This is a genomic window from Arsenophonus endosymbiont of Apis mellifera, from assembly GCF_903968575.1.
GTDB lineage: Bacteria > Pseudomonadota > Gammaproteobacteria > Enterobacterales > Enterobacteriaceae > Arsenophonus > Arsenophonus apicola.
This window is the reverse complement of record NZ_CAJCFU010000057.1, coordinates 13,594-35,381: the sequence shown is the minus strand read 5'-3', so window position 1 is coordinate 35,381 and position 21,788 is coordinate 13,594. Positions and strand designations below refer to the sequence as shown.

The following is a 21,788-nucleotide window of genomic DNA, read 5'->3' as shown; positions in this document are numbered from 1 at the left end:
CAGCAAGCCAACTAAAAGTGCTAAAAGGTAGTTTATCATTAAACTGTGTCTTGTAATCTATATGGTTGTTGATTACGAAAAATAAAATAGTAAGACACAGTCTATTTATCAGAATAAAAATTAATTATTTTTTGGTTAAATCGCTATGAAAATCTCTTTGTTTGTAACCGGTATATAATTGGCGTGGACGAGCGATTTTTAATTCTTCATCATGCATTTCATTCCAGTGAGCAATCCAACCAATGGTACGCGCAATAGCAAAAATAACCGTAAACATGGTTGTTGGGATCCCTATCGCTTTTAAAATGATGCCAGAATAGAAATCCACATTGGGATAAAGTTTTTTCTCTATGTAATAGGGGTCATTGAGAGCTATATGTTCTAACTGTTTGGCAACTTCTAATATATTATCATTTAATTCAAGTTCTTTAAGTACTTCATCGCAAGTCTGCTTCATCACAGTGGCTCGAGGATCATAATTTTTATAAACCCGATGACCAAATCCCATCAAACGGAAAGGATCATCTTTGTCTTTTGCCCGTTTGATAAATTTAGGAATATTTTCGACAGTTTGAATCTCTTCTAACATGCGTAAACAGGCTTCATTGGCGCCACCATGAGCCGGGCCCCAAAGAGAGGCAATTCCAGCAGCAATACATGCAAATAGATTAGCACCAGAAGAGCCGGCGGTTCTTACCGTTGAAGTTGAGGCATTTTGTTCATGATCCGCATGGAGAATAAAAATGCGATCCATGGCCCGTTCGATGATGGGGTTAACCAGATATTTTTCACAAGGTGTAGCAAACATCATATGAAGGAAATTCGCTGAATAAGAGAGGTCATTTTGCGGGTAAATAAAGGGTTGACCAATAGAATATTTATAACACATTGCAGCAACGGTAGGCATTTTTGACAGTAATCTAAATGCTGCAATTTCACGATGACGCGGATTATTAACATCTAATGAGTCGTGATAGAAAGCCGCTAGTGCGCCTGTTACACCGCAAAGAATAGCCATTGGATGAGAATCGCGACGAAAACCTTGCAAAAGCCGAGTAATTTGATCGTGGATCATGGTATGTTCGGTGACAATTTTTTTAAACTTGTCATAGTCGTTTTGTGAAGGTTTTTCACCGTAAAGTAGTATATAACAAACCTCTAAATAAGTAGAATTGGTAGCCAATTGATCAATAGGATATCCGCGGTGCAAAAGAATACCTTTATCTCCATCAATATAGGTAATTTTAGACTCGCAGGATGCGGTTGAGGTAAAGCCAGGATCGTAGGTAAAATAACCTTGAGAGCCTATTCCTCGGACATCAATTACATCAACTCCAAGTGTCGGTTTTAGTACTTCAAGCTCAATTTTTTCTGCATCTTTATCGACTAGTTCTATAGTCTTTTTTTCTTTGCCTGCCATTACGGGTCTCCTTAGCGCTTAAACGCAATTTCCGACAACCATGAAAGCATGATAAAACGCTTAGAAATTGCATGATATTTTATTAATTAAAAAGCTTGAATCATGATTTTTTAACGAAGTTTTTATCAAATGAAATTTTTCATTAACATTTCATAATCTATTATGTTCCTTATATATTTTAAATTATATCAACAATAACATTAGGTTTTTTATGGCTAACAATCTAGCATTTTTATTTTACATAATTTCTTTTTTTTGTGCGGTAATAAAGACTAATTAATTTAACTTAATCATATGTAAGATAAATGTTTAACACTTGTCAAATTACATTATCAATTTAATGACCGATGTTTAAATCGTGATCATACTCACTGTTCAAGCTAAATCTCTCCAAACATAATGTGTTGTAATTGTAATGGGCATGTGAAGGTCATATACTGCAAACGAGGTCTCCGGATTACCTTGTGGTAGGAGTACCCAGCGTTAATAAGTAACAACTTTTGCCAATATGTTATGGATTAATTTATCAGCTGAGTTGTACTTTGTTATCACGATCGCTGTTTGATTTCTGCTCCAGGTCCGGAGGTAGGAAAACAATAAAGAGCTGTGTGGGCAAAAATTGTGAAAAAACAAAGACCTATTAATCTTCAATTGCAGACAATTCATTTTCCTGTTACTGCAATCGCTTCGATTTTACATCGTGTCTCTGGCGTTATTACCTTTGTTGCGGTCGGTATTTTATTATGGCTGCTGGGATTATCGCTTTCTTCATTGGAAGGCTTTCAATATGCGACCGAAATTATGCATAGTTTTTTCATCAAATTCATTATTTGGGGTGTATTGACAGCATTGATATATCATATTTGTGGCGGTGTTCGCCATATGTTAATGGATTTTGGTTTTATCGATGAGAGTTTGTCTGTAGGACGCATTTCCGCTATAGCTGCGTTTATTATTACCGCTATTTTGTCGATTTTGGCGGGGGTTTTTATATGGTAGTTAGCGCATCAACATTAGGCCGTACCGGTACCCAAGATTGGCTGTTACTTCGTGCATCTGCCATTATTATTGTCCTCTATACGATTTATATTGTTAGTTTTATTGTAACGACTGAGTTAAATTATACTGTTTGGCGGACATTTTTTGCTTTTTCAATAACTAAAATTTTTACTATTTTAACGCTCATTTCCATATTGATACATGCCTGGATAGGTTTATGGCAAGTATTAACCGATTACATTAAGTCAATTGCATTGCGATTATTATTACAACTTTTTTTTATTGTAATACTAATGACTTATTTAATTTATGGAACAATAGTGGTGTGGGGAGCGTAAATGAAATTACCAATAAGAGAGTTTGATGCAGTTGTTATTGGTGCTGGTGGCGCTGGGATGCGGGCAGCATTGCAAATTTCCCAGTTAGGTTTGTCATGTGCATTAATTTCTAAAGTTTTTCCAACCCGTTCACACACCGTATCAGCCCAAGGCGGGATCACTGTTGCATTAGGTAATACACATGAGGATGATTGGCAATGGCATATGTATGATACTGTCAAAGGCTCTGATTATATCGGTGATCAAAATGCCATTGAATACATGTGCAAAACCGGACCTGAGGCCATACTAGAACTTGAACATATGGGGTTACCATTTTCACGTTTAGATGATGGCCGTATTTATCAACGTCCATTTGGTGGCCAATCAAAAAATTTTGGTGGTGAGCAAGCGGCTCGCACCGCTGCGGCGGCAGATAGAACTGGGCATGCCCTTTTGCATACCCTATATCAACAGAATTTAAAAAACCATACCACCATTTTTTCCGAATGGTATTCATTGGATTTAGTCAAAAATCAGGATGGTGACATAGTCGGTTGTACCGCTTTATGTATGGAATCTGGTGAGGTAGTTTACTTTAAAGCTAAAGCCACTATTCTTGCGACCGGTGGAGCGGGCAGGATTTATCAGTCAACGACTAATGCACATATTAATACCGGTGATGGGGTAGGCATGGCCGTCAGGGCAGGTGTGCCATTGCAGGATATGGAAATGTGGCAATTTCATCCAACAGGAATTGCTGGCGCGGGTGTATTAGTGACAGAGGGATGTCGTGGAGAGGGTGGCTATTTACTTAATAAAGATGGCGAGTGCTTTATGGAGCGTTATGCACCCAATGCCAAAGATTTAGCGGGCCGTGATGTGGTTGCTCGCTCAATTATGATAGAGATCCGTGAAGGTAGGGGATGTGATGGCCCCTGGGGACCCCATGTTAAATTAAAACTGGATCATTTAGGTAAAGAAGTATTGGAGTCACGATTACCCGGTATTCTTGAGTTATCTAGGACTTTTGCTCATGTTGATCCCGTTAAAGAACCCATTCCTGTTATTCCTACTTGCCATTATATGATGGGTGGGATCCCAACCAAAGTAACCGGTCAGGCGTTGACGATAAATGAAAAAGGTGAAGATGTTGTGATCCCGGGATTATTTGCTGTTGGTGAAATTGCGTGTGTGTCTGTTCATGGGGCCAACCGTTTAGGCGGTAATTCATTACTTGATTTAGTGGTATTCGGCCGTTCTGCTGGCTTACATCTGAAAGAATCTTTACTGGAACAAGGCTCAATGCGTGATGCCAGTGAATCTGATATTGATGTGGCTTTAAAGCGTTTAAATCGCTGGGATAATACCCATAGCGGTGAAGATCCGGTCGAAATACGTAAAGCATTACAAGCATGTATGCAACATAATTTTTCCGTTTTTCGTGAAGGCGATGCGATGGCTAAGGGTTTAGAAGAATTAAAAGTCATTCGTCAACGTTTAAAAAACGCCCGTTTGGATGATACTTCACGCGAATTTAATACCCAACGTATTGAATGTTTAGAACTAGATAATTTAGTAGAAACGGCGTTTGCAACGGCAGAAGCCGCCAATTTCCGGACAGAAAGCCGGGGAGCACATAGTCGTTTTGACCACCCTGATCGTGATGACACAAATTGGTTATGTCACACGCTATATTTACCACAGTCTGGAACCATGGCTCGCCGAGCAGTCAATATGCAACCTGAGTTACGTGAACCCTTCCCACCTAAAATACGTACTTATTAATGCACGACGTTAATAGTGTTGCGGAGAAAGTAGATTATGAAAATTGAATTTTCCATTTATCGTTACAATCCAGACGTCGATAATATGCCACGTATGCAAGACTACAGTTTGGACATAGCTGAAGGGCGTGACATGATGTTGCTGGATGCGTTAATTCAACTAAAAGAAAAAGATCCGACTTTAGCATTTCGTCGTTCTTGTCGTGAAGGCGTTTGTGGCTCTGATGGATTAAATATGAATGGTAAAAATGGCTTGGCCTGTATTACACCATTGTCAGCATTGTGTCGTGATAAAAGAAAGATAGTGATTCGACCTTTGCCAGGTTTGCCGGTTGTTCGAGATTTAATTGTTGATATGGCCCAATTTTATACTCAGTATGAAAAAATTCGTCCTTACCTTATTAATGATGGCAAGAATTCACCGGCTCGTGAATATTTACAGACTCCAGCGCAACGAGAAAAATTGGATGGTTTATATGAGTGTATTCTTTGTGCTTGCTGTTCAACTTCATGTCCATCATTTTGGTGGAATCCTGATAAATTTATTGGACCTGCCGGTTTATTAGCTGCTTATCGTTTCTTAATCGATAGTCGGGATACTGAAACTGAGACAAGATTGGATAATTTAAATGATGCGTTTAGTGTATTTCGCTGTCATAGCATTATGAATTGTGTCAGTGTTTGTCCAAAAGGTTTAAATCCGACTAAGGCTATTGGTCACATTAAATCAATGTTATTAAAGCGTAGTGCATAGTTTGGGTAAAATTTCCCGTAATAGAAATATTGCGGGAAATAAAAAATAGAAATCAATTATTTTAAATTACTGTTATTTTTATGTGTTAAATTATGGCAGGAGTCTTTAAAAACCGGTTACGGTTTTTAAAGGTTCTTACGATAAGGGGAATTTAATAAAAAGCCCCCTTTATTAATAATCGTGCATAGAACACGTTCAAAGAATCTTTATTGAAACCGTCTATATAAAAACGGTACTGTTAACTACGACGAAAACTAAAGCCTATAGGCTTAAGGGATCACAATGCACAACGGCGTAATGAAGGACTGGCTAGATTCAAGTTTTCTAGCTGGTGCAAATCAGTCTTATATCGAACAGCTTTATGAAGACTACTTAACTGACCCTAATTCCGTTAATGCAGACTGGCGAGACATTTTTGATAAACTACCAGGTGCAAGCTCCAACGGTGAATACTCCCATACTCAAACACGTGAATATTTTCGTTCATTGGCGAAAGATTCTACACGTTATCAAACTTCGGTTAGTGATCCGTCTTTGGATGCGAAGCAAGTTAAAGTCCTCCAATTAATAAACGCATTTCGTTTTAGAGGACATCAAAATGCAAATCTTGATCCATTAGAGTTGTGGAAACAAGAAACTGTGCCTGATTTAGATCCTGCATTTCATGATTTAACTGAAGCTGATTTTGAAAAAACCTTCAATGTTGGTTCTTTTGCTATTGGCCAGGAAACCATGAAATTGAGTGAGCTGTATACGGCACTGAAGCGTATTTATTGCGCTTCCATTGGTGCAGAATACATGCATATTACCAACACGGAAGAGAAACGTTGGATCCAACAGCGCCTAGAACTGGCCACGCCGGTTAGTGAACAATTTAGCAAACAAGAAAAAATCCGCTTTTTATCAGAATTAACTGCGGCTGAGGGATTAGAGCGCTATCTGGGGGCAAAATTTCCTGGCGCAAAACGCTTTTCCCTCGAAGGGGGCGATTCGCTCATTCCGATGCTAAAGGATTTGATCCGGCATGCAGGTCAACAGGATACGCGTGAAGTCGTATTGGGCATGGCGCACCGTGGGCGATTAAATGTTTTAGTTAACATTTTAGGTAAGCAACCAAAAGATCTGTTTGATGAGTTTGCCGGCAAGCATAAAGATCATTTAGGAACTGGTGATGTTAAATATCATCAGGGCTTTTCTTCTGATTTTAAAACAGAAGGCGCTTTGGTTCATTTAGCTTTAGCCTTTAATCCATCACATTTAGAAATAGTTAGTCCGGTAGTAATCGGTTCTGTCCGTGCGCGTCGTGATCGCTTAGATGAAGGTCGTAGTAATATGGTACTGCCTATTACTATTCATGGTGATGCGGCGGTAACTGGCCAGGGAGTCGTGCAGGAAATGCTGAATATGTCTCAGGCTCGAGGCTATGAAGTTGGTGGTACAGTGCGAATTGTGGTTAATAACCAGATAGGTTTTACCACCTCCAATCCTAAAGATGCACGTTCAACACAATATTGCACTGATATCATGAAAATGGTGCAAGCACCTATTTTTCATGTGAATGCCGATGATCCCGAAGCGGTTGCTTTTGTTACTCGATTGGCATTAGATTTTCGCAATAAGTTTAAACGCGATGTTGTTATTGATTTAGTTTGTTATCGTCGACATGGTCATAATGAAGCGGATGAGCCGAGCGCTACCCAGCCAATTATGTATCAAAAAATTAAAAAACATGCTACACCGCGTAAAATTTATGCCGATAAATTGATAGCGGAAAAGACAGTTACTAGCGATGAAGTAACCGAAATGGTTAATCTCTATCGTGATAAATTAGATCACGGTGATTGTGTCGTTGATGAATGGCGTCCAATAGGCACTAACTATTCGGTCTGGACACCTTACTTAAATCATGAATGGAGTGATGCTTACCCTGCCAAAGTTAAAAAGAAACGACTGCAAGATTTAGCTAAACGTTTAAGTACTATTCCGGCAGAGATTGTCATGCAGCCTCGAGTGGAAAAAATTTACAGTGATCGCCAGGCAATGGCGAGCGGTAAAAAACTACTTGATTGGGGAGCCGCAGAAACTTTAGCTTATGCAACATTAGTTGATGAAGGGATACAAGTTCGTTTATCCGGTGAAGATGCCGGTCGAGGTACGTTTTTTCATCGTCATGCAGTTATTCATAATCAAACTAATGGCTCAGTGTATGTCCCTCTGGCTAATATACGGGAAAATCAAGGTATATTTGACGTTTGGGATTCCGTTTTGTCTGAAGAAGCGGTACTTGCTTTTGAATATGGTTATGCCTCTGCCGAGCCACGGGTTTTGACTATTTGGGAGGCTCAGTTTGGTGATTTTGCTAATGTAGCGCAAGTGGTTATCGATCAGTTTATTAGTTCTGGTGAACAGAAATGGGGACGCATGTGTGGATTAGTGATGTTGTTACCCCATGGCTATGAGGGGCAAGGTCCAGAGCACTCCTCTGCCCGTTTAGAGCGTTATCTACAACTGTGTGCGGAACAAAATATGCAAGTCTGTGTTCCATCTACGCCCGCTCAGGTCTATCATATGCTCCGTCGCCAGATACTTCGTAATATGCGACGTCCATTGATTGTTATGTCACCCAAGTCATTACTGCGCCATCCTCTTGCAGTTTCTAGTTTGGAAGAGCTAGCAAATGGTGAATTCCAGCAAGTTATTAGCGAAGTTGATCCCATAGATGCGAAAAAAGTTAAACGTGTCGTTTTATGTTCAGGTAAAGTTTATTATGATCTACTTGAACAACGTCGTGAAAACAAACAAAAAAATCTCGCTATTGTTCGTATTGAACAATTATATCCATTCCCCCATAAAGATTTAGAAACAGCGCTAAAGCCTTATGCACATGTTCGTGATTTTGTCTGGTGTCAAGAAGAGCCTCTTAATCAGGGTGCATGGTACTGTAGTCAGCATAATATCCGGGAAGCAATTCCAAAAGGTTCATTATTAAGCTATGCGGGGCGCCCTGCATCTGCCTCACCCGCCGTAGGCTACGCGTCTGTTCATCAAGAACAGCAAAAAGCATTGGTTGATGATGCACTAAAAGTAAATAAATTAAAGGATAGAAAATGAGTAGCATAGAAATTCTTGTTCCTGATCTTCCTGAATCTGTTGCCGATGCTACAGTGGCAACTTGGCACAAGAAACCAGGTGATCAGGTAGAGCGCGATGAAGTATTAGTGGAAATTGAAACGGATAAAGTGGTACTCGAAGTACCAGCAGCAGATTCAGGTGTTCTGGAATCAATTTTGGAAGAAGAGGGAGCGACTGTTTTATCTAAACAACTATTGGGACGCATAAAGCTTAGTGATAGTACAGGGATCCCGGCTGAGGTAAAAGAGACAACTGAATCGGCACCAGCTAAACGTCAGACTGCCAGTCTTGAGGAAGAGAGTCATAATGTACTAACACCGGCTGTCCGTCGTTTAATTGCCGAACATGATTTAAACCCGGCTAATATCAAAGGTAGTGGTGTAGGCGGGCGTATAACGCGCGATGATGTTGAAAAATATATTAAAAACCAATCAACAGCCAGCGAAAATACAACTATTAAGCCACAGAATGATGCACCTACAACGACATCATCAATATCTCCTCATCGAAGTGAAAAACGCGTACCAATGACGCGTTTACGGAAACGTATTGCAGAACGTTTACTAGAAGCGAAAAACAACACCGCCATGTTGACCACCTTTAATGAAGTCAATATGAAGCCGGTTTTTGATTTACGCAAACATTATGGTGAAAGTTTCGAAAAACGGCATGGTGTGCGCTTGGGCTTTATGTCTTTCTATGTAAAAGCGGTTGTGGAAGCCTTAAAGCGTTATCCTGAAGTGAATGCCTCTATTGATGGTGAGGATTTGCTCTATCATAGTTATTTTGATATTAGCATTGCTGTTTCCACGCCGAGAGGTTTGGTCACACCAGTATTACGTGATGCAGATGCGTTGAGCATGGCAGAAATTGAAAAGCGTATTAAAGAGTTAGCAGTTAAGGGGCGTGATGGCAAATTAACGGTTGAAGAATTGACTGGTGGAAATTTTACCATTACTAATGGTGGTGTTTTTGGCTCTTTAATGTCAACCCCGATTATTAATCCGCCGCAAAGTGCAATTTTAGGTATGCATGCTATCAAAGATAGGCCAATGGCGGTTGATGGTAAAATCGAAATCTTGCCAATGATGTATTTAGCCCTTTCCTATGATCACCGTTTAATTGATGGACGTGAGTCTGTTAGCTTTTTGGTGACCATAAAGGACATGTTGGAAGATCCGGCTCGTTTATTGTTAGACGTCTAGATAACCAAATTAGAGTGAAGTTATTTACTCAGTCTGCAGTATAAAGCTTGGTTAATTTTTTATTGACCAATGTTTAAATGAAAATATATAGAGACCTGTTATGTCTCAGTCAGACTAAATTATGGATAGAGCATCATGAACTTACACGAATATCAGGCAAAACAGCTGTTTGCGCAGTATGGTTTGCCAGTACCGACCGGTTATGCTTGTAAAACAGTAAAAGAAGCAGAAGATGCCACGACAAAATTGGGTAATAGTCCTTGGGTGGCAAAGTGTCAGGTGCATGCGGGTGGCCGAGGTAAAGCGGGTGGTGTCAAAGTGGTTAATAATCGCGACGAAGTCCGGCTTTTTGCTGAAAATTGGTTAGGAAAACGCTTAGTCACTTACCAAACCGACGCCCATGGACAGCCTGTTAATCAAATTTTAGTAGAAGCAGCAACGGATATTGATAAAGAGCTTTATTTAGGGGCGGTGATAGATCGTGCCACTCGTCGGATAGTCTTTATGGCATCGACTGAAGGCGGCGTTGAAATTGAGAAAGTGGCAGAACAGACTCCGGAACTTATCCACAAAGCCATTATTGACCCTTTAACTGGTCCCATGCCTTATCGAGGTCGTGAGCTTGCTTTCAAGTTAGGCTTAAGCGGCAAACAAGTTGAGCAGTTTAGCAACATATTTATCGGATTAGCGACAATTTTTCTCGAGCGTGATCTGGCATTAATCGAGATTAATCCCCTGGTCATAACTAAGCAAGGGGATTTAATTTGTCTGGATGGAAAGCTTAGTGTTGATAGTAATGCACTCTACCGCCAAGCAGAATTACAGAAGATGCGTGATATTTCTCAGGAAGATCCGCGTGAAGCTCATGCATCAGAATGGGAATTAAACTATGTTGCTTTAGATGGCAATATTGGTTGTATGGTTAATGGGGCTGGTTTAGCCATGGGAACCATGGACATTGTCAAGTTGCATGGCGGTGCTCCGGCTAATTTTCTTGATGTTGGTGGTGGAGCCACGAAAGAACGGGTAACAGAAGCATTTAAAATTATCTTATATGATGAAAATGTTAGAGCTGTTTTGGTCAATATTTTTGGTGGCATTGTTCGCTGCGATTTGATTGCTGATGGTATTATTGGCGCAGTTAAAGAAATTGGGGTTAAAGTCCCGGTCATTGTTCGTCTTGAAGGTAATAATGCTGAGCTAGGAGCACAAAAGTTAGCGGATAGTGGCCTACAGATCACGGCTGCAACCAGTTTGACCGATGCGGCAGAAAAAGCAGTAGCAGCGGCGGAGGCGAAATAAGTCATGTCTATTTTAATTGATAAAAATACTAAAGTTATCTGCCAAGGCTTTACCGGTAGCCAAGGAACTTTTCACTCAGAGCAGGCAATTGCTTATGGAACAAAAATGGTCGGTGGTGTAACGCCAGGTAAAGGCGGAACCACACATTTAGGATTACCGGTTTTTAATACAGTACGCGAAGCGGTAAAAGCAACAGGTGCAACCGCATCGGTAATCTATGTGCCAGCTCGATTCTGCAAAGATTCGATTCTTGAAGCGATCAATAGTGGCATCAAACTGATTATTACCATAACCGAAGGGATCCCTACCTTAGATATGCTAACAGTGAAAGCAAAGTTAGATGAAACTGGGGTAAGAATGATAGGGCCAAACTGCCCGGGTATTATTACCCCGGGTGAATGTAAGATTGGTATCCAACCCGGACATATCCACAAACCTGGCAAAGTCGGTATTGTATCACGCTCTGGCACCTTAACTTATGAAGCAGTTAAGCAGACAACCGATGCAGGCTTAGGCCAATCGACTTGTGTCGGAATTGGTGGTGATCCTATTCCTGGTTCAAATTTTATTGATATATTGAAATTGTTCCAGGCAGATCCACAAACTGAAGCTATCGTTATGATTGGTGAAATTGGTGGTACAGCGGAGGAGGAAGCGGCCGCTTATATTAAACAACATATCACCAAACCCGTCGTTGCTTATATTGCTGGCGTAACGGCCCCCAAAGGTAAGCGTATGGGTCATGCTGGCGCCATCATTGCTGGCGGTAAAGGTACCGCTGATGAGAAGTTTGCTGCTTTAGAAGCGGCAGGGGTAAAAACAGTTCGTAGTTTAGCCGAAATTGGCGCAGCCGTTAAGCATTTAGTGACTGGTAAATAACCAGATTCATACTATGATTTGTAAAGGCCACTATAGATAGTGGCTTTTTTGACTATATAAATTATTGATATATAGATATATTTTGATATTATCTACTTGATAACCATTTTATAATTTTAACTTACAGATATAAATCTCATCTTTGACGGGTTTATATACCATTCTGCTATAGCCTCAATTCTGTTATTTAGTTTTCTTAGCAAAAATCAGCCAAAATGTATTTAACAATTATATTTACGAGAATTAAATCTACTAGGTGGTGATGAGAAATAAAAAATAATTCAATTTTATTGTGCGGTTAAAAATAGTTATAAAATAAAAAACGATTAACATTCAATATCATAATTTTATTTTACTCTAATAAATATAAATTTATATTATTTTTAACATAAATATAATAATTATTTAAATCTAACCATTTGTTACTTAGGTGAAATTTATTTATCATGGTTTTTATTTTTTATTAAATAGTAAAGTATAAAATATTATTTGAAGATAAAAATAAAGAATTTAAAAATTTCTTTAATCAAATTTTTTATAAAACATATTTCTTTATTTTTTGATTTCCGGAGGCTGCTGTGAATTCATATAATATTTGGCAGGATTTTTATCAACTTACCCATTTAAGTATAGATTTTCCAAATTCGGTTAATAATAAAGCTGCAATTTATGGCAATGGTAAAAATCAGGTATAGGTCATGGTTACTCTACGTATTATTGATAAAAGTCTTTCACCTATTTCATTAAAAGAAGAGGATGTAAGAGAACATATTTTTCTTTGTGACTTCTTTTCGGGTAATGACTTGAAATCGGGCTGGAAAATATCCGACAAAGATAATGGATATAACAAAGTGATTGAATATATCCAAAGCGCCGATGCTCGGCATGAAAAAATTGATGTGATGGATGATGGTTTTATTAGTATCCATAAGTTTGTTTGCTGTGACAGACAGGATAATGGAGTTGTTATTGCTGGTGGTATTGATATTCCTGGGGTGGGTAAATTTAACACTTCCCAATTTGGTACCTCGACCAAAAATGGCCCCAATGGCAAAGAAGGCAATGAATTTAAAAACCCGAAAAATATTACCATCATTGCCAGAGAACCCATCCGTTACAGTGATAAAGATAATATTACGATACAAGCGGGCGTATTATCTGACATTGCTGAGTTGAATTATCAAACGTTTTACTCTAGTAATGCGCCTTCTTCTTACAAGGGAAAAATAGAGAGTTCAATTATCAAGATTCTTCCAAGTAAAGAAACCGGTGTAAATAACTTCTTTAAAGAACATGTTATTTCTTATCATCCAATAAAAAATCAGGATATGAGTCAGGAAATGCATGTTGTAAGAAGTCCACAGGTTTTTAAATGTTTTTCTATATTTAAAGAACCTCACTATCCCTGTGCGGTTATTGGTAAAAGTCAGCAAAATAGTTATCAGGTCAATTTATGGTACTCAATGAATGACGTTATTGATATTGATGGCTTTTATATACTTAATGATAATAATAGTAATTATCCGACTAAATATCTCTGTAATCCTAAAATAAGAAAAGAATATATCGATGATAAAAGTGGTGCTGTTAACTTAATTTTATATAAAAATACTATTCCGGTTAGTAGTGCTTTATATCAACAAGGCTGGAAAGATGTAATTAATAATCCTGTTATTGAGGTTGTTGACAGTTATGGTAATGAAGGAAATATTGAATTAACCTTCGATAGCCAAGAGCATTTTGATATACCGGCTATTGTTTTGTTTAAGTTGAGTTTTTAAACACCATAAAAAAGCCCTGTTAGTTAGGGCTTCGTTGAACAGGATCGCATCATTCAGGCTATCGGCCTTGCAAAAATTCAGCATTCAACCACTTCGGTTTTTTTTTAGTGCACAGCCAATCGGTAACGAAGCGTTATAGTTGGCGTTCCCTCTACTGCTATATTTTTGCTGGGAATAAATTTGCGTGTCTTGCCCATTTTTAGCGGTTTTTTTATGACAGCAATACCGAAGCATGGCTGGCGGCAAAGATAGCGCAAATAGGAAGTTTGTTGCTTTCGAAGCGGTAGGAGTAAAACGGTTCGTAGTTTAACCGAATGGGGCAGCCGTTAACTAATTAGTGACTAGTAAATAACCTGATTCATACTATGATTAGTAAAAGCCACTATAGATAGTGGCTTTTTTTATGTTTAGGCTGTGAGAAATGTTGGTAAACTTAGTTTTTCACGAGCAAAAATGACGTTATACGGATTGAAAAGATCCAATTTCGGGTTTGTTAAATCACGTTTTGGCTTGTCGTTCCAAGCCATCTAACGGTAAATTGTTAGAATGAATTATTGCCTATTTTATTAACATCTACTGAAAAATAAGTCGCTATTTAAGCTATTGATGATTTTAATAAAAATTGATTTAAATCAAATAATAACATGAGTTTTGCTTTCATTTTTCAAAAATTTATTGTGGATCAAATTTGGCTAGTATTTAAATGTAGTGGTATGTTGATTTAATCGCAAAATTTCAATCTTAATCGTATTAAATCTATTTATTATAAGTGTATATAAGCGTACTATTATTAAGATGTTTGTTGTATTTTGATAAATTTTTTATCGTTATTTTAAGATGTATAAAGCTGGTAGTTATGAGGCTTTCATCTTTGCATTATGAAAGTCAGGTCGCCGCAAGTCGGTGTCTTCCTGCTAGGAGCAAGGAGTCAAGATGTTTGATATTGTCGAACTGTCCCGGTTACAGTTTGCCTTAACTGCAATGTATCATTTCCTGTTTGTGCCATTAACACTTGGTATGTCGTTTTTACTAGCCATAATGGAAACGGTATATGTTATTTCAGGTAAACAGATATATAAAGATATGACTAAATTCTGGGGTAAGTTATTTGCTATTAACTTTGCCTTAGGTGTTGCAACCGGTTTGACCATGGAATTCCAATTCGGGACTAACTGGTCATACTATTCCCATTATGTTGGTGATATTTTTGGTGCGCCACTGGCAATTGAAGGATTAATGGCGTTCTTCCTGGAGTCAACATTTGTTGGTTTATTTCTTTTTGGCTGGGATCGTTTAAGTAAAACCCAACACTTAGCTAGCACATGGCTGGTTGCGTTGGGTTCTAATTTTTCTGCGCTATGGATCTTAGTTGCTAATGGTTGGATGCAAAACCCGATTGCTTCTGATTTTAACTTTGAAACCATGCGAATGGAAATGCTCAGTTTTTCAGAATTAGTTTTAAATCCCGTGGCACAAGTTAAATTTGTTCATACCGTTGCGGCAGGCTATTGTACGGGTGCCATGTTCATCTTAGGCATTAGTGCTTATTACTTACTCAGAGGCCGTGATCGACCCTTTGCTAAACGTTCTTTCGCGATAGCGGCAAGTTTTGGTATCGCCTCAGTACTATCTGTCATTGTCTTGGGTGATGAATCGGGTTATGAAATGGGTGATGTGCAGAAGACCAAATTAGCCGCTATTGAAGCTGAATGGGAAACCCAACCACCGCCGGCCTCATTTAATCTTATTGCTATACCCAATAGCGAAAAAATGAAAAATGAATTCGCAGTGGAAATTCCATGGTTAATGGGAATTATTACCACCCGTTCTATCGATACGCCGGTTTTGGGTTTAAAAGATTTAATGGCGCAACATGAAGTTCGTATCCGTAATGGTATAAAAGCCTATGCACTGTTAAAACGATTACAGGCTGGTGATAACGATCCTGCTACACGAAAAGCATTTGATACAAATAAAAAAGATCTTGGCTATGGATTATTGTTAAAACGCTATACGCCTAATGTTGTTGATGCCAGTGAAGAACATATTAAAGCGGCAGCCAAAGATAGTATTCCTAAAGTTGGACCGCTATTCTGGGCGTTTCGCATTATGGTGGCTTGTGGCTTCCTAATGTTGCTTATTTTTGGCTTATCCTTTTGGTCTGTTATTCGTAACCGTATTGGAGAGAAAAAATGGCTTTTGCGTTTAGCTATGTTCGGTATTCCGTTACCATGGATTGCGGTTGAATCTGGTTGGTTTGTTGCTGAATATGGCCGCCAACCGTGGGCAATTGGTGAAATTTTACCGACAGCGGTTGCGCATTCATCATTAAGTAGTGCAGATCTAATTTTCTCGATGGCGCTAATATGTGGTCTGTATACTTTGTTCTTGGTTATTGAATTGTTCTTAATGTTCAAATTTGCACGTAAAGGGCCGAGTAGTCTTAAAACAGGTCGTTATCATTATGAGCAACAAAATATTTCAGCCCAAGAAGCTTAGTAAACAGGAGTCCATTCATGTTTGATTATGAAGTTCTAAGATTTATATGGTGGCTACTGATTGGTGTGTTGCTGATCGGTTTTGCCGTGACTGATGGTTTTGATATTGGTGTTGGTATCTTATTACCATTTATGGGAAAAACAGATACTGAGCGTCGCATCATGATCAATTCAATCGCACCGCATTGGGATGGTAATCAGGTTTGGCTAGTGACTGCGGGTGGTGCACTATTTGCGGCTTGGCCGATGGTTTATGCAGCGGCATTCTCAGGTTTTTATGTTGCCATGATATTAGTCTTGGCGTCACTATTTTTCAGACCGGTAGGGTTTGACTATCGTTCAAAGCTTGAGAATTCCAAATGGCGCAATATGTGGGATCGCGGCATATTTATTGGTAGCTTTGTTCCTCCACTGATCATTGGTGTTGCTTTTGGCAATTTGTTACAGGGCGTTCCTTTTGCAGTCAATGACCAATTATATTTGAATTACACCGGCTCATTTTTGGGGTTACTTAATCCTTATGGTTTATTAGCGGGCATTATTTCTATAATGATGATAATTACCCAAGGCGCAACTTATCTTCAGATGCGCACGGTAGGTGAATTACATTTACGTTCACGTAATATCACTTATATTACCGCTTTTTTAACCTTAATCGCTTTTGCAGCGGCTGGCTTTTGGTTGATATATGGGATTGATGGTTATGCGATTAAAAGTAACATCGATACCTATGCCGTTTCTAATCCGCTACATAAAGAAGTAGTAAAAGAAGCTGGGGCATGGTTGGTTAATTTTAATAATCATCCCGGCTTATGGGCATTACCTATACTGGGCTTAATTTTTCCCATACTGACTATCTTAGGTACCAAGCTTGATAAAGCCGGCTGGGCATTTTTATTCTCATCACTGACAATTGCATGTATTATTTTAACTTTCGGCATTAGTATGTTCCCATTCATTATGCCTTCAAGTATACAGCCTAATGCCAGTTTGACGATTTGGGATGCCACTTCAAGCTTGTTTACATTACAAGTGATGACGGTTGTTGCCATCATTTTTGTGCCAATAATATTGGCGTATACAATTTGGTGTTATTACAAAATGTTTGGTCGCATTGACAAAATGCATATTGAAAATAACAAGCATTCATTATATTAAGGAGCGAATAGCATGTGGTATTTTGCTTGGATTTTAGGAACGCTACTTGCTTGTAGTTTCGCTGTCATTGCAGCTCTGGCTATTGAGCAGGTTGAAGCTAATGCGGCTAACAAAGCTAACCATCCTGGTGAATGATAATGGTAGATAAAATCTACTCAGCAATGCATAAGGGTCCGTTTCGGATCCTTATCCTGTTTATGGCATTTGCCATGGCTTTTTGTGTACTCTGGGATCCAACATTATTTGCCGCAAATACCAGTTCTCTTGCTACATGGCAGGAATTATTGCTAATTTGGGCAACTTGTAGTGGGATAATATTTGGTATTGGGTTTTTACCTAACAAAGCGTTTTGGCGTTATTTTTTTCATCCATTACCTGCTATTTTGATCCTGGTTTGCGGACTATTTTATTTCTTGCGTATGAGTTTCATTTCTTAAAATAAGTTTATATTTCACTATTTTTTTGTAACTTTATTTATAAATCATTCCAATAGATGATTCACTTAAGTATAGTGACGGGTAATTAATTGATAGCGAGGGGAGTAAAATATGCTGTTTTGCTGGCCTATCCGTGTTTATTACGAGGATACTGATGCGGGAGGTATAGTCTATTATGCACGTTATGCGCATTTTTTCGAGCGTGCTAGAACGGAAATGTTACGAGAAAAAGGATTTGAACAGCAGAAATTACGAGAACAAAATTTAGCCTTTGTCGTACGTAAAATGACAATTGACTATTTATACCCTGCTAAATTGGATGATTTATTAACCGTTGAAACAAAAATTAACCATGTTCAACGTACATCATTGACTTTTCTGCAACGATTAATTAATCAGCAAGGAAAAGAAATTTGCACAGCAGAAATAATTATTGTTTCTATTGATACCTCTGAAATGAAGCCAATCGGGCTTCCTGAGTCTATTGTGGCGGAGTTTAAGCAGTGGCTGACATGAATATCTTAGATTTATTCCTCAAAGCGAGTTTTTTGGTTCAACTTATCATGTTGATCCTCATAGGATTCTCTATTGCTTCTTGGGCTATTATTATTCAACGAAGCAAAATTTTAAATGCAGCAACTCGAGAAACGGAAGCTTTTGAGGATCGTTTTTGGTCCGGTATTGAGCTATCACGTCTCTATAAAGAATGTCAGGCTCGGCGTGATACATTAACTGGATCAGAACAGATTTTTTATTCTGGCTTTAAAGAATTTGCTCGTTTACGCCAAGCTAATCTTCATACCCCAGAAGCTGTAATGAATGGCGCATCTAGAGCTATGCGAATATCAATGAATCGTGAGTTAGAATCATTGGAGGCGCATATACCCTTTTTAGGTACGGTAGGATCAATAAGTCCTTACATCGGATTATTTGGTACCGTATGGGGAATCATGCATGCTTTCATCGCTTTAGGTTCGGTTAAACAGGCAACATTACAAATGGTCGCTCCGGGTATTGCTGAAGCCTTAATTGCAACGGCAATCGGCTTGTTTGCCGCTATTCCAGCTGTAATGGCTTATAATCGCCTGAATCAGCGAGTCAATAAATTGGAACAAAGTTATGACAATTTTATGGAAGAATTCTTAGCCATTTTGCATCGTCAAGCTTTTGCTTCTGAAAAGCAATTAATGCGGAGAACAGAAAGATGGCACGGACTCGACATAGACGTGAACTGAAATCTGAAATTAACATCGTTCCTTTATTGGATGTACTGTTGGTACTGTTATTGATCTTTATGGCAACGGCTCCGATTATTTCGCAAAGCGTAAAAGTGGAATTACCTGATGCGGCACAAGCAGAAATTGTGTCAGGCAGTGATAATCCGCCCATTATTCTTGAAGTCGCTGGCGTAGGGCAATACAGTGTTATTATTGATGGTCATCGGGAAGAGCTTTTACCGCCAGAACAGATTGCGGCAATAACAAAAGCCGCATTGGTAAAAAATCCACAGGCCATTTTTTTAATTGGCGGCGCTAAAGATGTACCTTATGAAGAAGTTATTAAAGCGCTAAATATACTTCATCAAGCTGGCATTAAATCGGTTGGCTTTATGACTCAGCCTATTTGATGTAATTGCATAATTACTTGTTTGGAAATCTGTTGTGAGAAAGACAAAAGAGCAAAAAAATAAACTGAGTCGCTCTGTCGTACTCTCTATAATACTTCACTTTTTACTATTTGGTTTTATCATTTTGGGTTCACTGAATGAAATTATTAAACTTGGTGGTGGCGGTCAAGGTGGTGAAGTGGTCGATGCTATCATGGTTGATCCAAGTGCCGTAATAGAACAGTATAACCAACTGCAACGGCAGCAAACTAGTGCCAAACAAGCAGATGCTGAGCGAAAGAAACGTCTGCAACAACAAGAAGAAGAACTACGAAAACAGCAGGAAGAAGAACAAAAACGCTTAAAAATGGTTGAAGAGCAGCGTATTAAAATAGAACGAGAAGCCGAGCAACAACGCAAGCAAGCAGAAGAAGCGGCCAAAAAAGCGAAAGAACAACAGAAAATTGCTGAAGAGGCTGCCGCTAAAGCCAAAGCAGAACAAGAGCGGCTAATAAAAGAGCAAGCAGAGGCAAAAGCGAAAGCAGAAGCGCAAGCTAAAAAAGAGGCTGAAATAGCCAAGATTAAAGCACAAGCTGAAGCCAAAGAAAAAGCTGAAAAAGCTGCTAAGGCATTGGCAGCTAAGAAAAAAGCCGATGCAGCAAAACAGGCTGCTGCGGTTGAAGATCTGCTCGGCGGGTTAACTGCTCAACAACCAATTCAGCAAACAGGAGGTGCAGCAGCGGCGGGTCAAGGAGCAAATAGAAGAAGCGGGGCATCTAGTTCAGACGTGGCTAATTATCAGAGCAAGATCCAAGCCGCGATTCAGAGCAAATTTTATAATGCTGATATTTATCGCGGCAAAACATGCGAATTAAGCATAAAACTCGCTCCTGACGGTATGTTAATTAGTATTGCAGCTAAAACTAGTGCAGCAAATGATCAATCACTCTGTGACGCAGCGATACTTGCAGCCAAGACAGCGATAATGCCTAAACCGCCTAGTCGTAGTATTTATGATGCATTTAATAAAGAGGGAAGTTCTTTAGTGTTCAAACCTTAGTTAATGAGTGTTATGAATAGCATAAGGCTAGGAAAATTAACAAAAGTTTTTCAGTTATCTGGTTTTGTGTATTCACCTTTGTTAATATTTAAGCTAATTATTACGGACGTGAATACGTGATAAGGAAGAAAAAATGAAGCAGGCATTTAAATTATTATTAGGTTTTCTAATACTATGGGCGGCATATGCTCAGGCAGAAATTCGTATTGAAATTACTCAAGGCATCAATACAGCACAGCCTATTGCTATTGTACCTTTTAAATGGACAGGAACAGGTACTTTACCCGACAATGTAGGACAAATTGTTGCGGCTGATTTACGAAATAGCGGTAAATTTAATCCGATTGATCCCAGTCATATGCCTCAACAACCAACCACCGCATCGGAAGTCACCCCCACTGTTTGGACGGCATTAGGTATCAACGCGGTTGTTGTTGGCCAGGTACAACCTGCTGCTGATGGGCAATATATTATTAGCTATCAATTGGTTGATGTGGTGAACTCTCCTGGCGCTGTATTAACGCAAAATCAATTGAAAGTAGCGGCAAAATGGTTACGCTATGCAGCACATACTATTAGTGACGAAGTCTTTGCCAAATTAACCGGTATTCGAGGTGCATTTCGTACTCGTATTGCTTATGTAGTGAAAACCAATGGTGGAAAGTTTCCTTATGAATTAAGGGTTTCAGATTATGATGGTTATAATCAATTTACTGTCCATCGCTCGCCCGAACCTCTCATGTCTCCAGCCTGGTCAGCTGATGGAGAAAAATTAGCTTATGTAACCTTTGAAAGCGGCAGTTCTGCGTTGGTTATACAAACGTTAGCAACGGGTGAAGTCCGCCAAATTGCCGCTTTCCCGCGGCATAATGGTGCACCTACTTTCTCCCCTGATGGAACCAAGCTGGCTTTTGCTCTGTCAAAGAGCGGTAGTTTAAATCTTTATGTAATGGATTTGGCCAGTGGCCAAACTCGCCAAATAACCGATGGTCGCAGTAACAATACTGAACCAAACTGGATGCCAGATAGTCAGACACTTATTTACACTACTGATCAAGCTGGACGTCCACAAATATACAAACTAAATATTAATGGTGGTGTGCCAGAGCGTATTACTTGGGAAGGCAAGCAAAACCAGGATCCAAGCGTCAGCCCTGACGGTAAGTTTATGGTAATGGTCAACTCGAGTGATGGTAAACAGCACATTGCTAAACAGGATCTGGCAACGGGTAACGTTGAATATTTGACGGATACGTTTCTGGATGAAACGCCGAGTATTGCACCTAATGGTACTATGGTAATTTATAGCTCCTCACAAGGGTTAGGTACTGTATTACAACTGGTATCAACGGATGGGCGTTTCAAAGCGCGTCTGCCGGCAACTGATGGACAGGTTAAATTTCCTGCCTGGTCGCCGTATTTGTGATGCATAATAATAAGTATTTAATAACTA

At 39.1% G+C, this 21,788-nt stretch carries 19 protein-coding genes; 18 read left to right on the top strand and 1 reads right to left on the bottom strand.

Annotated elements, in window-relative coordinates:
• Window positions 1-124 precede the first annotated feature (124 nt).
• On the bottom strand, window positions 125-1,420 hold the full coding sequence (locus H1X92_RS08670) for a citrate synthase (protein WP_180559767.1): 1,296 nt from the start codon (window positions 1,418-1,420) through the stop codon (window positions 125-127).
• A 606-nt stretch (window positions 1,421-2,026) separates the two neighbouring features.
• Between H1X92_RS08670 and sdhC the strand changes: the two genes are divergently transcribed.
• The 18 genes from sdhC to tolB all read left to right on the top strand — a co-directional run bounded on the left by sdhC (window position 2,027) and on the right by tolB (window position 21,761).
• The gene (gene sdhC, locus H1X92_RS08665; RefSeq protein WP_180559766.1) at window positions 2,027-2,419 is read left to right on the top strand and encodes a succinate dehydrogenase cytochrome b556 subunit; all 393 of its coding nucleotides are present in this window, start codon (window positions 2,027-2,029) and stop codon (window positions 2,417-2,419) included.
• Complete coding sequence (gene sdhD, locus H1X92_RS08660; RefSeq protein WP_180559765.1) at window positions 2,413-2,757, top strand: succinate dehydrogenase, hydrophobic membrane anchor protein; 345 nt, start codon at window positions 2,413-2,415, stop codon at window positions 2,755-2,757. The genes sdhC and sdhD overlap by 7 nt, the downstream gene beginning before the upstream one ends.
• On the top strand, window positions 2,758-4,524 hold the full coding sequence (sdhA, locus tag H1X92_RS08655; protein ID WP_180559764.1) for a succinate dehydrogenase flavoprotein subunit: 1,767 nt from the start codon (window positions 2,758-2,760) through the stop codon (window positions 4,522-4,524).
• Window positions 4,525-4,560: 36 nt separating this feature from the next.
• Window positions 4,561-5,277 carry a succinate dehydrogenase iron-sulfur subunit gene (locus H1X92_RS08650; protein WP_180559763.1) on the top strand — a complete coding sequence of 239 codons (717 nt, stop codon included), beginning with the start codon at window positions 4,561-4,563 and terminating at the stop codon, window positions 5,275-5,277.
• A 282-nt stretch (window positions 5,278-5,559) separates the two neighbouring features.
• Window positions 5,560-8,388 carry a 2-oxoglutarate dehydrogenase E1 component gene (gene sucA, locus H1X92_RS08645; protein ID WP_180559762.1) on the top strand — a complete coding sequence of 943 codons (2,829 nt, stop codon included), beginning with the start codon at window positions 5,560-5,562 and terminating at the stop codon, window positions 8,386-8,388.
• Window positions 8,385-9,614: a 2-oxoglutarate dehydrogenase complex dihydrolipoyllysine-residue succinyltransferase gene (gene odhB, locus H1X92_RS08640; protein WP_180559761.1), complete on the top strand. Its 1,230-nt coding sequence runs from the start codon at window positions 8,385-8,387 to the stop codon at window positions 9,612-9,614. Before sucA ends, odhB begins: the two co-directional genes overlap by 4 nt.
• Before the next feature lie 135 nt (window positions 9,615-9,749).
• Window positions 9,750-10,916, top strand: coding sequence for an ADP-forming succinate--CoA ligase subunit beta (gene sucC, locus H1X92_RS08635; protein ID WP_180559760.1), 1,167 nt, complete (start codon window positions 9,750-9,752; stop codon window positions 10,914-10,916).
• A gap of 3 nt (window positions 10,917-10,919) precedes the next feature.
• Window positions 10,920-11,795 (top strand): succinate--CoA ligase subunit alpha, encoded by an 876-nt coding sequence (sucD, locus tag H1X92_RS08630; protein ID WP_180559759.1) that lies wholly within the window; start codon window positions 10,920-10,922, stop codon window positions 11,793-11,795.
• A 698-nt stretch (window positions 11,796-12,493) separates the two neighbouring features.
• Complete coding sequence (locus tag H1X92_RS08625) at window positions 12,494-13,576, top strand: hypothetical protein (RefSeq protein ID WP_180559758.1); 1,083 nt, start codon at window positions 12,494-12,496, stop codon at window positions 13,574-13,576.
• A gap of 933 nt (window positions 13,577-14,509) precedes the next feature.
• Window positions 14,510-16,075: a cytochrome ubiquinol oxidase subunit I gene (gene cydA, locus H1X92_RS08620; protein ID WP_180559757.1), complete on the top strand. Its 1,566-nt coding sequence runs from the start codon at window positions 14,510-14,512 to the stop codon at window positions 16,073-16,075.
• A gap of 17 nt (window positions 16,076-16,092) precedes the next feature.
• Entirely contained in the window at window positions 16,093-17,232 is a 1,140-nt protein-coding gene (cydB, locus tag H1X92_RS08615; RefSeq protein ID WP_180559756.1) for a cytochrome d ubiquinol oxidase subunit II, read from the top strand.
• 12 nt (window positions 17,233-17,244) lie between these two features.
• Window positions 17,245-17,367 (top strand): cytochrome bd-I oxidase subunit CydX, encoded by a 123-nt coding sequence (cydX, locus tag H1X92_RS08610; protein WP_180559755.1) that lies wholly within the window; start codon window positions 17,245-17,247, stop codon window positions 17,365-17,367.
• Entirely contained in the window at window positions 17,367-17,669 is a 303-nt protein-coding gene (ybgE, locus tag H1X92_RS08605) for a cyd operon protein YbgE (protein ID WP_370520681.1), read from the top strand. The genes cydX and ybgE overlap by 1 nt, the downstream gene beginning before the upstream one ends.
• Window positions 17,670-17,780: 111 nt before the next feature.
• Window positions 17,781-18,185, top strand: coding sequence for a tol-pal system-associated acyl-CoA thioesterase (ybgC, locus tag H1X92_RS08600; RefSeq protein ID WP_180559753.1), 405 nt, complete (start codon window positions 17,781-17,783; stop codon window positions 18,183-18,185).
• Complete coding sequence (gene tolQ, locus H1X92_RS08595; protein ID WP_180559752.1) at window positions 18,173-18,904, top strand: Tol-Pal system protein TolQ; 732 nt, start codon at window positions 18,173-18,175, stop codon at window positions 18,902-18,904. The genes ybgC and tolQ overlap by 13 nt, the downstream gene beginning before the upstream one ends.
• Window positions 18,874-19,296 (top strand): colicin uptake protein TolR, encoded by a 423-nt coding sequence (gene tolR / locus H1X92_RS08590; protein WP_180559751.1) that lies wholly within the window; start codon window positions 18,874-18,876, stop codon window positions 19,294-19,296. The genes tolQ and tolR overlap by 31 nt, the downstream gene beginning before the upstream one ends.
• Window positions 19,297-19,330: 34 nt before the next feature.
• On the top strand, window positions 19,331-20,335 hold the full coding sequence (gene tolA, locus H1X92_RS08585) for a cell envelope integrity protein TolA (protein ID WP_180559750.1): 1,005 nt from the start codon (window positions 19,331-19,333) through the stop codon (window positions 20,333-20,335).
• A 133-nt stretch (window positions 20,336-20,468) separates the two neighbouring features.
• Window positions 20,469-21,761 carry a Tol-Pal system beta propeller repeat protein TolB gene (tolB, locus tag H1X92_RS08580; protein ID WP_180559749.1) on the top strand — a complete coding sequence of 431 codons (1,293 nt, stop codon included), beginning with the start codon at window positions 20,469-20,471 and terminating at the stop codon, window positions 21,759-21,761.
• Window positions 21,762-21,788 lie beyond the last annotated feature (27 nt).